The sequence below is a fragment of the Pseudoalteromonas sp. MBR-15 genome, from assembly GCF_053628915.1.
In genome coordinates, this window is sequence record NZ_JBRJHH010000006.1 from 211124 (window position 1) to 225847 (window position 14724).

Below are 14724 nucleotides of genomic sequence, written 5' to 3' on the forward strand. Positions count from 1 at the left end.
TAAAAAATGAATAATCACGAGTCTTTACGTCAGTTGGTACACGATGCTCGCGCACCACTTAACCGTATTTCAATGAATGCAGAGTTAGTTAAGCTCGTATTAGAAAACGATATGCCTAAAGAAAAAGCATTGGCCGCGCTTGATAAGATTATCGCCAATTGCCAGCAATGTAGTGAGCAACTTCAGCAAATTAGTGATACGCATACCAGCGATTAACGAATAAGCCATTGGGAAGAAAATGCATAAACAAAAGGGAAAAATCACATTAAATTGGGCAGGCTTTATAGCGATTGTTCTGTGTATTGTGATAGCCAATGCCATTTTGGCAGTAAACACGATTCGCTCACTGACAGAGACACAAAATAGTCTTGATAACACCAATTCGCTAAATACTGCCATTGAACGATTACATTTATCGGTGGTGCAAGCTGAGTCGGGTCAACGAGGTTACTTACTGACAGACCGTGAAGATTATTTGCTGCCATACAATGATGCGATTGCGTCTATGCAAGCGCAAATTATGCTGGTTAAAAGTTTACATTCTGAGATACCCGGTCAGGCTGAGCGTATTGCGCGGTTTATTTTTTTAGTGAATGACAAAATCGCAATAATGAGCCAAATTACGGATCTTGCTTTGGCCGATAAAAATGTGAAAGCTCGGCGTTTGCTTTTAACAGATAAAGGGCGCGAACTTTACAAAGACATTCGCGCTGCTGTTGATGAAATTCATATGCGCGAACTTAATTTTAAAGTCGAACAGTTTGCTAAATTATCGCAAATCAAAAACGACGCGAAACTGACTTTTGCGATCACAGCGGTGACCAGTACGCTATTGATCATTGGCATGTTTATTTTGACGCGGATCAACTCACTTAATGCAGCAAAATACCGTGCAGATTTAGAAATGCAAAATGAAACATTGGCTGCTAAAGTATCAGAGCGTACCCAAGAGTTAACCATTTATTCAGACGAATTAAGTCGCTCTAACCGAGAGCTAGAAGAGTTTGCGTTTGTCGCCAGCCATGATTTACAAGAGCCTCTGAGGAAAATTCAGGCGTTTAGTGATCGGCTCGAAAGTATGTTCAAAGACGATTTGGGTGAAAAAGGCCTCGATTATATTAATCGTATGAAAAATGCGGCGCAGCGCATGTCTAATTTGATTAATGACTTATTAGAGTTTTCGCGAGTTACAACTCGTGGCAAAGACTTTATTGATACAGACCTTAACGAGGTCGTTCATGAAGTGTTAGATGACCTTGAGATTGCCATTAAAGAATCAGAGGCAACGGTAAACTTAGATACGTTACCGCATATTCAAGCTGATCCGAGTCAGATGCTGCAACTGTTTTTAAATATTCTTTCTAATGCCGTTAAATTTAGACGTGAAAATGTGCCACCTATCATTACCATTTCCTATCAACGGACTGAAGAGTTTAGCCCTGCACACAACAGCGATGTTGCGTGGGAAATTATTACTATTTCAGATAACGGTATTGGCTTCTCTGAAGAGTACCTAGAAAAAATATTTGTTCCATTTCAGCGCCTTCATGGTCGTTCGCAATACAAAGGCACTGGAATTGGCTTGTCTGTATGCCGACGAATCGTAGAACGCCACGGTGGTGAAATTACAGCAACCAGTCAAGTGGGTGAGGGTGCAAGCTTCACTATTAAACTACCTGTGGAAACATCACTTTTCACATTGCAAGGAGAGGCTTAGATGCCACTTAATAAAGTAAAACCCATAACCATTTTAATGGCAGATGACGATGAAGACGATCGTTTATTAACCCAAGACGCTTTAGCTGAAAGTCGCGTACTTAATGAGCTGTTTTTTGTTGAAGATGGTGTTGAGCTACTTGAATACCTTGAACGAAAAGGCAAGTTCAGTGAGAAAGAAAACTCGCCGCGTCCAGGGCTCATATTGCTTGATTTAAATATGCCTCGCATGGATGGACGTGAAGCGTTACAAGCGATTAAGTCTAACCCTAATTTAAAAGGGATTCCGGTTGTTATTCTTACTACATCAAAGCAAGAGGAAGATATGATCAAAGGCTACGACTTAGGTGCAGCCTCTTATATCACCAAACCGGTTACTTTTGATGGATTAGTCGAGCTCATGAAAACCTTAGGAAAATACTGGGTCGAGTTTGTTGAACTACCGCCATCAAATAATGATTAAAGGATAAGCAATGTTAGATAAGGTAACCCGATTACTGTTAGTAGAAGACGATGAAGATGATTATATTCTGACCTGTGATTACTTAGAGCAACTGGGTTCCCATACATTTGATGTTGAATGGTTAAGCTGCCCTGAGCAGGCGATTGGTGTACTGAGTGAGAACAAACATGATATTTGTTTGTTAGATTATCGCTTAGGGGCATCGGACGGATTAGAAGTGCTAAAACGGGCTGTTGCGAATGGTTTTCGCGGCCCGATAATCATGCTTACGGGGCAGTCTGACGAAATGCTTGATTCCGCAGCGCTCGATGCGGGAGCTGTTGACTACTTAGTTAAAAGCGAAATGAGCTCAGGGCGTTTTGCGCGCGCGATACGTTACGCACTAGCGCGACGAGAAGTCGAAGATGAACGTGTTGAGCGTTTAAAAGCCGAAGCTGAAAACCGCTCGAAAGACCGTTTTTTAGCGCACTTAAGTCATGAGTTACGCACCCCTTTGTCGTCAATTCTTGGCTACACTGAGCTATTAATGCAAAGTGAAAAAAACCAGCATGCGCAGAATGAGCTCGGGGTAATTTACAGAAACGGTAAACACCTTTTGAGTTTGTTAAACGATGTACTTGATTTGTCTAAAATTGCTGCAGATAAACTTGAGTTGAACTGCAGTGATGTAAACCTAGATAGCTTGATGGCTGATGTGTACACGCTGATGCGGGTATCTGCGATTGATAAGGGGTTATCATTGCGATTTGAGTCGCAGCAAGCCCTGCCTTTAATCATTAATTCAGACGCCACGCGCTTACGACAGATTTTAATTAATATTATTAATAACGCGATTAAGTTTACGAACCACGGTGAAATTGTCGTGCGCGCATGGACTGCGTGGGTTAATGAGCGCGAAATGCTGTTTTTTAGTATTAAAGATACAGGGCTGGGTATTGCACCAGAAAAGCAAGCTATTATCTTTAAACCGTTTGAACAAATTGCCGATGTTGAATCACGCGATGTGGGCGGAGCAGGCCTTGGCCTTGCTATTTGTTCTGAGCTGTTAACGCGTATGCAGGGGTCAATCAGTTTGGAGTCAACTCAGGGAGTCGGGTCTGAATTCACCTTGTCGATTTACCCTGGCAATATTCGCGATGTTGAACGCCAACGACTTCGCTTTGATTCGAATCCAGATTACCAACAAAAGTTAACGACCTTGACCACCCATGGCCGTGTGTTAGTTGTAGATGATTTAAAAGATTTGCGTATTTTAGTGGGCCATATGATCGCCAGCACCGGGGCTGATGTTGAATACGCTGAAAACGGCAAACAAGCGATTGAAAAAGTGGCCGCTGCTGAAAAAAATGGTAAGACGTTTGATATTGTTTTTATCGATTTGCACATGCCTGTTATGGGCGGCAAAGAAGCAACCATAGAGCTCAGAAAAATGGGTTACCAAGGTCCTATTATTGCGTTAACGGCCGCCACAATGAAAGGCGTTAAAAGCGAACTTACCGCGCTTGGCTTTAATGACATGATAGCGAAACCCCTTGATTCAGGTCTACTTTACCATGTGCTTAACCATTATATTTGCCAAGGAAAAACCGACCCCGTCGTGGCACGTGATGATTGCCCCGCCATAACACAACAAAGTACACGCTACTTGCTGGTGGAAGATGATAGTGATGCCGCGCAAATTACGCAGCTATTGTTAGAAAGCTTGGGTGTCGAAACGGTGATTGCAGCCAGTTATAAGGCGTGCCTACAAACCTTACACACGGACCAACACTTCGATAAAGTGTTACTTGATATGCACCTACCTGATGGTGAAGGACTTGATTTAGCACGCGAAGTTAAACAGCTTTACCCCAGCTTAACGTTAGTTATTGTCAGTGGGGCTGAGCCAGAACCAGAAAAAATTGAACAGTTAGATATTGATCAAGTGCTGTTAAAGCCGATTAACTTAGGCTTGTTAACCCAGCTTATTGAGGGTTAGTGGTTATCGACTGCCTTACAACCAGCTCAGGTTCAAATACAGTTTGCAAAGGAGCCGTTTGCTTTTGATAAACGTGGCTCAACACCCAATCTGCCGCCATTTTGCCCATTTCGTTAATAGGGTAGTTTATGGTACTGAGAGGGGGGTAAACATGGCGTGTAAAAAACACATTATCGTAACCCATTATAGAAAGTTGATCAGGGAGTGTGAGACCGAGCTCTCTGGCGCTCGCCATAGCACCGGTTGCCATCTCGTCGTTGGCACAAATAACCGCACTAAACGGCTTAGCGTGTTGATAAAGCGTTTTTAGGCCTGTAAACCCGCTGGCTTCCATAAAGTCACCTTGATAAAGTAATTGTTCATCAAAGGGTAACCCATACTCTGCGAGTGCTTTTTTATGGCCTTCAAGACGGTCTTGCGCGTCTTTTTTCCAAAGTGGACCACTAATATATGCAATCTGTTTATGGCCTTGTTCAAGCACATGTTTCGTTGCAAGGTAGCCACCTTTAATGTTGTTTAAAATAATGCACCGATCGCTTAATTCACTAATAAAGCGATTGATTAGCACAAAGGGTACTTGGCTTTTACTGAGTTTTATAAGGTAGTCATCACTTACGGCTTCAACATGTAAAATAAGCCCGTCACAATTACGGCTAATAAGGAATTCAATGCCTTGTTTTTCACGCTCTTCATTACTGTGGCCTGCGGCGATAATTAAGTGCTTTTTTTGATTGCGAAATGTATTTTCTATACCGCTCATCATCGGTCCATAAAAGGGACCATGTAATTCAGATACCAAAAGGCCAACACTGTTTGAGCAATTCGACGCTAATGATTGAGCGATTGAGTTAGGTCTATAACCAAGTTCATCCATCGCTGCGGTGACTTTTTTGCGAGTGGCATCACTAACATTAGCGTTGTTATTCATTACTCTTGAAACAGTCGCAAGTGATACACCCGCTAGTTTCGACACCTCGTAAATGGTGGCCATGTTATTCCTTTTTAAAACCCAAATTATGGATGATTTTTCAGTGACAAGTCAGCACTGATCTGCTCAACTGTTTTATTATCGAGAATATACCTTTTCATGATTAAGGCGACAAGCACGCTGCCTATTGCAGGGTATAGCGTAAATGAAATCAAAATTCCCGACAGTGTTTGATTACTCAGCGTTGTGTTTGCTTCGTAACCGTAAAATGCGAGTAACCAGCCAGCAATAGCCCCACCCAAAGCAAGGCCAAGCTTAATGAAAAACACCACACTGGCATACACTAGGCCGGTTAATCGCTCACCGGTTTTCCATTGCCCATAGTCAATCGTGTCGGCCATTTTGGCCCACAGTAACGGGGTGGCCATTTGGGTGAAAAAGCACCATAAAAAGTAAATAATAAAGGCAAGTGCTAACTGTTCGCTCGGTAACCAAAATGCCACGCAACTAATGATGGCCGAGATGTATTGTAAGCGAATATAGGCCGTTTTTTTATCGACACGTTTACTGAGTGGTTGCGCACAAGCACAGCCTAAAATATTACCTATCATGCCTATTGTAATAAAGTAAGTGACCAGTTCAGCTTCGCCAAGAACATACTTGACGTAATAAATTGCCAAGGTGGTACGAAGTACCATACTGGTTAAAAGCATAACGGCGGCAAAACAAAGTACCTTAAACGGGCCGTTTTGCAATAAGGTGCTCATGCGGCTTTTCCAGCTCAGAGAGCTGTTATGCTCGGCTATAACACGCTCTTTGGTAAAGCGAAAACAGATTAAAAATAACACCACACCCAAGCCACTCATCAGTGCCATAGTAAGCTGATAACCTAGGGCGTTATCACCTTTACCTAACCAATTTACCAGCGGTAAAGTACAGGCACTGACAATCAATCCTCCTAACATACCGAATACAAAGCGATAAGACTGTATAGATACGCGTTGCTTAGGGTCTGGGCTTAATACGCCCCCTAAAGCAGAGTAAGGGATATTGATAGCGGTATACACAAGCATAAGGAGTGTGTAGGTGATAAAGGCATAAATGACCTTGCCCGACTCGGGTAAATCGGGGGTTGTGAAGGTGATCATACTAATCACCCCAAATGGCACAGCCAGCCACAGCAAATAAGGCCGGTAACTGCCATATTTAGTGCGTGTCGAGTCGGTTAATGCGCCCATAAGTGGATCGGTAATCGCATCAACGACTCTTACCACTAAGAACAGGGTGCCGACAACTGCTGGCGAGATACCAAAAATATCGGTATAGAAAAAAGTTAAAAATAACATTACCGTTTGAAAGATAATGTTACTCGCTGTATCTCCTAAGCCATAAGCTATCTTTTCTTTTGTTGTCAGCATGTGTGTTCTCGTTTGTTATTATTTTTTTCGCTGCTTTAACAGTGCGCGATACTGCTTTGCACTTTCTTTTAAAATGCGTTGTTGGCTTTGATAGTCGATATAAACTAACCCAAAACGTTTTTCATAACCATACGCCCATTCAAAGTTATCCATTAAGCTCCATGCAAAATAGCCTTGAATATTAACGCCTTGGCGAATTGCATTACACACAGCATTTAAATGAGTGTGATAATAATCAACGCGTTCAATATCGTATACTTCACCATCTACTAAACTATCAGCCATAGCTGCACCATTTTCGGTGATATACATTTTGGGTAAATTATAGTGCTGATGTAATGAAACAAGCAGCTCAGTCAGGCCTTCTGGGTAAACTTCCCAGCCCATATCGGTGACACGCACATCGGTCAGCGGGGCTTCTTCAAACCAGCCATCAGGCGTGTTTTTGTAGTGTATGCGGGTATAGTAATTAACGCCAATAAAGTCGACAGATTGACTAATAATTGCCATATCATCGGCTTCGATAATGGGTTTCACATCCGCCGCTAAGTCATCAAAAAGCGGGGGATAGCATCCCTCTAAAACCGCTTTAATGTACCACTGATTATGGTATTGGTCAGCAAGCTTTGCTGCGTTGCAATCATTCTTTGTCAGTGGGTAGGTTGGACTGAAGTTTAATACGATACCTGCCTCGGTATTAGGGCAGTTTTTGCGTAATACTTGCATAGCCAAACCATGAGCCAGTAATAGATGATGAGCCGCTTGACGACCTGCTTGCTGGCTTTTTATGCCCGGAGCATGAACACCAATTTCGTAGCCTAAATACGCACTACAAAACGGTTCGTTCAACGTGGCAAAAGAGTCAACCAAGTCACCTAAGTGACGACTGACTTTGTCGGCATAGTCTTGGAACTTGTAGGCTGTTTCGCGATTCAGCCAGCCCCCTTTGTCTTCAAGGTGCTGGGGTAAATCCCAGTGGTATAAGGTGACATATGTTTTGATATTGCGTGCTTTAAGTGCGCTGAGTAACTCAGTATAAAATGCCATGCCTTGTGAGTTTACAGAGCCATCCTCGTTGATTACCCGAGGCCATGAAATAGATAAACGATAGGCATCAACGGCTAAATCAGCAATCATCTCAATATCGTGTCGCCAATGTGTAACATGATCGCACGCTATATCACCGTTACTGTTATCGGCAATGGCGGAAGGTTTTTCGCAAAAAGTGTCCCAAATACAGGCTAAGCGTGTATCCCGTGCGCCTTCAATTTGAAATGAGGCAGTAGCAACACCAAAGGTAAACTCGGGCTTGAGTAAATACGAGTCGGGCAAAAGAGAAATAGTTTTAAACACAGTGGATAGTCTTCCTTCGCATTGATTGTGTAAGGCGGCTGGCATACAGCATAGTAGTCAGTTGTAAGCGCTTACAGTTTTTCTGCAAATAAATTGCTTAATATGATTTATATGTTATAAATGTAAGCGCTTACATTTTATGTTGCAACACTTTTTTGTTTTTTCTTTAACCATGAAAAAGCACTATATTTGCTGTAACAAACTGATAAATATAAATAACTAGAGAATAAAATTATGGCTCATGTTTCAACGCCTGTTGCGGCAACATCAAGTCAAGTGGCGATGCCCAAGCAAACTTTTGCACTGGCATCATTAACCACTTTGTTTTTTATGTGGGGATTCATCACGTGTTTAAACGACATTCTGATCCCGTATCTAAAAGGCATGTTTTCACTTAACTACACGCAAGCGATGCTGATTCAGTTTTGCTTTTTTGGCGCGTACTTTGTGATGTCTATTCCCGCCGGTAAGCTTGTAAGTCGTATTGGTTATCAGTTTGGTATTGTTGTAGGGCTGGTTGTAGCAGCAATTGGATGCGCACTGTTTTACCCTGCGGCTGTCGCACATGTGTATGAGTTGTTTTTACTTGCCTTGTTTGTGCTTGCATCAGGCATCACTATTTTACAAGTCTCTGCTAATCCGTATGTCAGTGTACTTGGACCACAAAAAACCGCGTCTTCACGTTTAACAATGACCCAGGCATTCAACTCGCTAGGCACCACGGTTGCACCTATTTTCGGTGGGTGGTTAATTTTAACGGAAGTGAGTCATGCGACTGCGGAACAAGTGAAGTTTCCTTATTTAATGTTGTCTGCCAGTTTGCTGGTTCTTGCCCTCATTTTTGCATTCTTAAAATTACCTAAGTTAGGCAGAGAAGCTGATAACGAAGCGGAGCATCAAGACCTTGAAGACTTTGTTGATTTAGGCAGCGTTTGGCAGTATCGCCATTTGATTCTTGGTGCTGTGGGTATTTTTGTTTATGTCGGTGCTGAAGTCGCCATTGGCAGCTTTTTAGTCGGCTTTTTAACCCTTGATAACATTGCAGGCTTAACTGATAAAGAAGCCGCTCATTACATTAGCTACTATTTTGCTGGCGCCATGATCGGCCGCTTTATCGGCGCGCTGGTAATGCAAAAGTTCAATGCAGGTAAAGTGCTTGCGTGTCATGGATTACTGGCTGTTGTATTGATTATTGTTGCAATGACCGGCGAGGGCAGCCTTGCAATGTGGGCGATTTTACTGGTTGGGTTATGTAATTCAATTATGTTCCCAACCATTTTTAGCTTGGCACTGCATGGTCTGGGTAAATACACCTCAAAGGGGTCAGGTATTTTATGTTTAGCGATTGTTGGCGGCGCCATTATACCGCTTATGCAAGGTATGCTGGCTGATTCAATCGGTGTACAGCTCGCGTTACTACTGCCAATCGCTTGTTATTTATATATTACTTACTTTGCGCTTTCTGGCTCAAAAGTAGTGTCTCAGAACCGTCATTCTTAAAGGTGCAGACTATGACAATAAAAAAACCATTAACGCTGTGTTCGATAATGATTGCCAGCATCAGCATTCTTGGCTGTACAGGGCAAGATAAGGTGGCAAAAATGAACGCTGAGAATGAAATCTGGCCTCGTATCGAAACGGGCATTAACGCAGACCCAGAAATGGAAGCGCAAATAGCAGCTCTTTTGGCAGACATGACGCTTGAGCAAAAAGTGGCGCAGATGATTCAACCTGAAATTCGAGATATCACGGTTGAAGATATGCGTAAATACGGGTTTGGTTCTTACCTAAATGGTGGAGGCGCATTCCCTAATAATGATAAACATGCCAGCGCCGCTGATTGGATAGACTTGGCTGAAAAAATGTATCAAGCATCAATTGACGATTCACTTGATGGCAGCAAAATCCCTACTATGTGGGGCACCGATGCTGTGCATGGTCACAATAACGTAATTGGGGCGACCTTATTCCCACACAACATTGGCTTAGGGGCGACAAACAACCCCGCCTTAATTGAGAAAATTGCAGCGGCAACCGCACAAGAAGTGATGGTAACGGGTATCGACTGGGTGTTTGCACCGACCGTTGCCGTGGTTCGTGATGATCGCTGGGGACGTACATATGAAGGCTATTCTGAAGACCCTGAAATCGTTAAAGCTTACTCAGCAGCAATTGTAAAAGGGTTACAAGGCGCAGTTGATGAAGACTTTTTATCGGATAAGCGCGTGATCAGTACCGTTAAGCACTTTTTAGGTGATGGAGGGACTGAAGGGGGTGACGATCAAGGTAATAACACGGCATCTGAGCAAGAGTTATTTGATATTCATGCCCAAGGCTACGTTGGTGGGCTAGGTGCCGGCGCACAAACGGTGATGGCGTCGTTTAATAGCTGGCATGGAGAGAAAATTCACGGCAGTAAGTACCTACTTACCGATGTGTTAAAAGGTAAAATGGGCTTTGATGGCTTTGTTGTTGGAGACTGGAATGGTCACGGTCAAATCCCGGGTTGTACAAATGGTAATTGTGCGCAAGCTGCGAATGCGGGTCTTGATGTTTACATGGTACCAACAGATGCGTGGAAGCCATTGTATGAAAATTTAATCAAACAAGTTAACAGTGGCGACATTGCCCAAAGCCGAATTGATGATGCAGTAACGCGTATTCTGCGCGTTAAAATGCGTGCCGGTTTATTCGATAAACCAAGCCCGGCAAACCGTCCGCTTTCAGGCAAAACAGACATCATTGGCAGTGCAGAGCATCGTGCAATTGCCAAGCAAGCGGTGCGTGAATCGTTAGTGTTATTAAAGAATAAGCAACAGCTGTTGCCATTATCGCCTAAAGCAAATGTACTTGTCGCGGGTCTGGGTGCTGACAACATTGGTATGCAGTCGGGTGGCTGGACAATTACGTGGCAAGGCACTGGTAATGAAAACAGTGATTTTCCGGGTGGATCATCAATTTACGATGGTATTAAACACACGGTTGAGCAAGCCGGTGGACAGGTTCAATACGATTTAAACGGTGAATATACAACAAAACCTGATGTGGCCATTGTAGTGTTTGGTGAACAACCATATGCAGAAGGCAATGGTGACCTAGATAACCTTGAATATCAGCGTGGTAATAAATCAGATTTAGCCTTACTTAAAAAGCTGAAACAAGCCGGAATTCCAGTGGTATCTCTGTTTATTAGTGGTCGCCCAATGTGGGTGAATGCTGAGCTTAATGCCAGTGATGCGTTTGTAGCAACTTGGCTTGTAGGCAGTGAAGGTGATGCCATTAGCGATGTCATCTTTAAACAGGCTGACGGTTCAATTAATCATGATTTTAAAGGGAAATTATCGTTCTCTTGGCCAAATAATCCGGTAGAAAATTATAATCGTGGCGATAAAAACTACGCACCTCTGCTGCCGTATGGCTTTGGCTTAACCTACCAAGATGCCAATACCTTAACTGATGAACTAAACGAGGTATCTGACGTGGCCACTAAATTAGAAGATTTAGTGTTATTTGAACGCGCAGTAAAAGCCCCTTGGTCATTGCAACTGCAAAGTGGTAATGAGCAACAAACAATGACAAGTAGCCGTGCATCACTCAATGCGGTAAGCGTAAAAACCTTTGATAAAGACGTACAAGAAGACGCGCGTGCGATTACCTTTAATGGTAAAGAGCCTGCTGCGGTACGTTTAATGGCTGCGTTCCCGTCAGATTTGCGTTCATATGTTGAAAAAGCGGGTCAGCTTGAAATGCAAATTAAGATAGACCAAGCAGCAGATGCACCATTGATGTTAGGGATGCAGTGTGGTGAAAATTGTGACGGTCAATTTGATATTAGCAAACAGCTAACACGCACGACTGAGTGGCAAACACTCACGGTTGATTTGAACTGTTTTGTTGAGCAAGGCGTTAACCTTGGACAAATATTCTCACCATGGCAGCTTGCAACTGACGGTGCGTGGCATGTATCTGTTGCTAAACTTAGTGTGAGCAGTTCACACGCACAGGACTCAACAATTTCATGTCAGTAAAAACCTATGCTGTTATTTTGCTAACAGGCGCATTGAGTGCCTGTCAGCAAACAGCAGAACCCATTAAAGCCAGCCTAGGTGAAGGCTGGCAGCTTGTTTGGCACGATGAGTTTGAACAAAACACCATTGACCCAACTAAGTGGCAGCACGAAGTTAATTGCCGTGGTGGTGGTAATGATGAGCAGCAATGCTATACCGCCCGAAGCGAAAACAGCTTTGTTGAATCTGGCTTGTTGCATATTGTTGCGCGTAAAGAGCAATACACTGGGCCTTTACATAACGCAGATGAAGTTACTCGCGATGCTGAAAGAGCGTTGGTGGCTACTCAGCCATTTACATCGGCACGGCTTCGTACTAAGCACTTAGGTGATTGGCGTTATGGACGCTTTGAAGTTCGCGCTAAATTGCCAGCAGGACAAGGGGCGTGGCCTGCTATTTGGATGCTGCCTACGGATTGGCACTATGGTCGCTGGGCGTCATCAGGCGAAATTGACATTATGGAAGCGGTTAATTTAAACACTCAAACTGATGATAAAACAGCCCCAGCTGGTAGCTTAGAAACACGCGTGCATGGCACCTTGCATTACGGTGGACCTGCTCCTGAAAATGTTTACAGTGGCACGCCTTATCGTTTTAGTGATGCAGATAACCCCGCTGATAATTTTCATGTTTATGCGCTTGAATGGCAGCAAGATGAAATTCGTTGGTATGTTGATAATGTGCACTATGCAACGTTTCGCCACGACCAGTGGTATTCAACATCACAGCAAGCCGATGGCTCATTTGTAGAAAATAGCGGTTTTGCCCCTTTTGATCAGCGTTTTCATTTATTACTCAACTTTGCAGTTGGGGGTAATTGGCCCGCCAATGTGAATGATAAAGGGGTTGATATGAGTGGTTATCCAAAGCAAATGCTAGTGGATTATGTGCGTGTTTTTCAGTGTAGTCAAAACAGTGAAACGGGCAAGGGGTGCGCTTCTGTGCAGCCATCAGCAGTGCACATAAAAGGCAAACGTCAGTGAATTATGAGCCAAGAGCCTGCAGGTGTTTCGCCGAACTCGTTGCATCTGCTGGCTTTTGGCTCATTCTATCGGTTGAGTTTTTGCAGTAATAATTGTCTTATTTTTCTTGCGGTTAATTCATCAATATCAGCCAAAATACCGTGTGCAGGCTGTGCAATATGGCTGGTTAAATCGAGCTCATCAGCAAATACATAGTGATTAAACAATTGCTGCCATTTTTGTTTATGCTCTTTTGGTAAGTCCTTTATCGCCAACATGCTATGCAACATAGCATCAAAGGGGTTGGCCAAATACTCCGGAGCTTGTCGCCACCAATAATTAACTAACACATTAAATGGCTGTGTTGCACTGACTTGGTGCCACCAAAGTGCAGGAATATAAATAGCATCCCCAGGTGTTAATGTCGCTGTTTGCGCCTTTTTTGCTGCCTCTTTGAAACGTGGAAAACGCGTGAAATCAGGGTTATTAAAATCGACTAAGCTAATAGCCTGACCCGCGGGTGTAAACTCAAGAGGCCCAACATATAAATTATTTACCTGCTCAGTGGGCAGTAGGGTAAAGGTGCGCTTACCCGCAGCAACACACGCCAAGTTATCGGCATTGTCGTAATGAGCCGCAATATGACTGTGATTTCCCACCCAGAGACTTGTTAGGCAGTTATAATCGGTCACCTCTAATGGGTTGTCGAGGCTAAAGCCCGGCGCGCAGTATTCCACAGCGGTTGACCCCATATACAACGAGTCAGCCTGTGTGTGCGCTAATTTATCGACTAACTTGTCTAGCACGCTTTTAAGTGAGTCGGCGTGTTGTGAAAAATTAAGTCCCGATAAATCAGCATTATAAAAATAGCGGCCTTGATGCATAGCATCGGCACTAAAACTGCGAACAGGCGCATTATTGGCCAGCTCTAAAAGGTAGCTTAATGCCTGTTTTTCGCCTTTTTTGGCTGCTGCAACCTGAGGCCAGTGAGCACACAGCTCTCTTATCACCAAAGGCTCAGTTAAGTCGGCTAAAAACGCTTTGAGGTTGGTAATCTCTGAGGCATTGCACTCATTAATTGGCGCTGCGCTAAACATTACTGCTGCGCCCACTTCTTATTCAGTAAGTGTGGGATCTGTTCCATTGATGCAAGTACCATATAAATGGCTTCTAAGTCGCCTTGCTGTTGCAACTGTTTTAACTGTTGCGGTGTTAAATCATTTAGTGCGTGTTGATTAATGGTATAAAAACCTGTCACTGTGACTTTTTCGCCATTCTTTTGGGCATATTCGATACTGAATGCTTCCAGCAGGTTGGCGGCAAGTAGGCGCTCAAAAAAACCATTAATTGTTTGATGCTCTTGATGCAGGGTATTCAGTACTTGAGCAATGTGATTTAAGTAATCACTGTTACCGCCATGCTCAAGGAAAATGGCTTCCCCCTGACTTGTACTAACACGGGGGCTGTCTAAATCAATATGCACCACTAATGATTGCTCAGGAATTCCATTGTTATATTGCGTCTGTTGGCCTATTAAAAACGGTTGGCGCTGCATGCTAAGCGGTAAGTAAGTTAGTTTTAATTCGCCTTTTTCATCAAGCAGTAGGTTTTCACCATTTTCAAAACCAAATAATGCCAATGCTTCAAACTGGCCTGTTTGTGGTTGCTTACGAAATACGATAGGTTGGTTTGCTTGTACTTTTGCAAACTCGCTTGGGAAAATAGTGGCGCAGCTAATTTTATCGCCCCAGTCGGCACCGCGTGCGGTGATCACTTTCAGGTCTTTATGGCTAATATTATCAAGTAAAACGTGATTGGCCATTGGGCCTCCTAATGCTG

12 protein-coding genes are annotated in these 14724 nt (G+C 43.4%); 7 read left to right on the top strand and 5 right to left on the bottom strand.

From position 1 onward, the window contains the following. Window positions 1-6 precede the first annotated feature (6 nt). The 4 genes from ACSSVW_RS10470 to ACSSVW_RS10485 are packed head-to-tail and all read left to right on the top strand — an operon-like array spanning window position 7 to window position 4157. Window positions 7-216: a histidine kinase gene (locus ACSSVW_RS10470; RefSeq protein WP_036966223.1), complete on the top strand. Its 210-nt coding sequence runs from the start codon at window positions 7-9 to the stop codon at window positions 214-216. 22 nt (window positions 217-238) lie between these two features. Next, window positions 239-1717, top strand: a complete 1479-nt coding sequence (locus ACSSVW_RS10475; RefSeq protein WP_421418807.1) for a sensor histidine kinase — start codon at window positions 239-241, stop codon at window positions 1715-1717. Next, window positions 1718-2179, top strand: coding sequence for a response regulator (locus ACSSVW_RS10480; RefSeq protein WP_036966232.1), 462 nt, complete (start codon window positions 1718-1720; stop codon window positions 2177-2179). Between the two features lie 10 nt (window positions 2180-2189). Next, on the top strand, window positions 2190-4157 hold the full coding sequence (locus tag ACSSVW_RS10485; protein WP_454179271.1) for a response regulator: 1968 nt from the start codon (window positions 2190-2192) through the stop codon (window positions 4155-4157). On the opposite strand, the gene ACSSVW_RS10490 is transcribed toward ACSSVW_RS10485, so the two are convergent. Genes ACSSVW_RS10490 through ACSSVW_RS10500 form a run of 3 tightly spaced genes read right to left on the bottom strand, consistent with a single transcriptional unit; the run spans window position 4144 to window position 7856 of the window. Further along, complete coding sequence (locus ACSSVW_RS10490; protein WP_036966238.1) at window positions 4144-5148, bottom strand: LacI family DNA-binding transcriptional regulator; 1005 nt, start codon at window positions 5146-5148, stop codon at window positions 4144-4146. The genes ACSSVW_RS10485 and ACSSVW_RS10490 overlap by 14 nt on opposite strands. 23 nt (window positions 5149-5171) lie before the next feature. Further along, a complete protein-coding gene (locus ACSSVW_RS10495; protein ID WP_036966243.1) occupies window positions 5172-6503 on the bottom strand; it encodes a glycoside-pentoside-hexuronide (GPH):cation symporter in 1332 nt (443 codons plus the stop codon). A gap of 18 nt (window positions 6504-6521) precedes the next feature. Beyond that, a complete protein-coding gene (locus ACSSVW_RS10500) occupies window positions 6522-7856 on the bottom strand; it encodes a GH1 family beta-glucosidase (protein ID WP_454179272.1) in 1335 nt (444 codons plus the stop codon). 234 nt (window positions 7857-8090) lie between these two features. On the opposite strand from ACSSVW_RS10500, the gene ACSSVW_RS10505 reads away from it, so the two are divergent. From ACSSVW_RS10505 to ACSSVW_RS10515, 3 genes are read left to right on the top strand one after another with little or no spacing between them, the layout of a single operon-like run. After that, complete coding sequence (locus ACSSVW_RS10505) at window positions 8091-9356, top strand: sugar MFS transporter (RefSeq protein WP_074988914.1); 1266 nt, start codon at window positions 8091-8093, stop codon at window positions 9354-9356. An 11-nt stretch (window positions 9357-9367) separates the two neighbouring features. Further along, window positions 9368-11884, top strand: coding sequence for a glycoside hydrolase family 3 protein (locus tag ACSSVW_RS10510; protein ID WP_421418800.1), 2517 nt, complete (start codon window positions 9368-9370; stop codon window positions 11882-11884). After that, on the top strand, window positions 11875-12906 hold the full coding sequence (locus ACSSVW_RS10515) for a glycoside hydrolase family 16 protein (protein ID WP_075594049.1): 1032 nt from the start codon (window positions 11875-11877) through the stop codon (window positions 12904-12906). Before ACSSVW_RS10510 ends, ACSSVW_RS10515 begins: the two co-directional genes overlap by 10 nt. Window positions 12907-12971: 65 nt before the next feature. On the opposite strand, the gene ACSSVW_RS10520 is transcribed toward ACSSVW_RS10515, so the two are convergent. Beyond that, on the bottom strand, window positions 12972-13982 hold the full coding sequence (locus tag ACSSVW_RS10520; RefSeq protein WP_421418798.1) for a cupin-like domain-containing protein: 1011 nt from the start codon (window positions 13980-13982) through the stop codon (window positions 12972-12974). Further along, window positions 13982-14707, bottom strand: a complete 726-nt coding sequence (locus ACSSVW_RS10525; RefSeq protein ID WP_454179273.1) for a SapC family protein — start codon at window positions 14705-14707, stop codon at window positions 13982-13984. The genes ACSSVW_RS10520 and ACSSVW_RS10525 overlap by 1 nt, the downstream gene beginning before the upstream one ends. Window positions 14708-14724 lie beyond the last annotated feature (17 nt).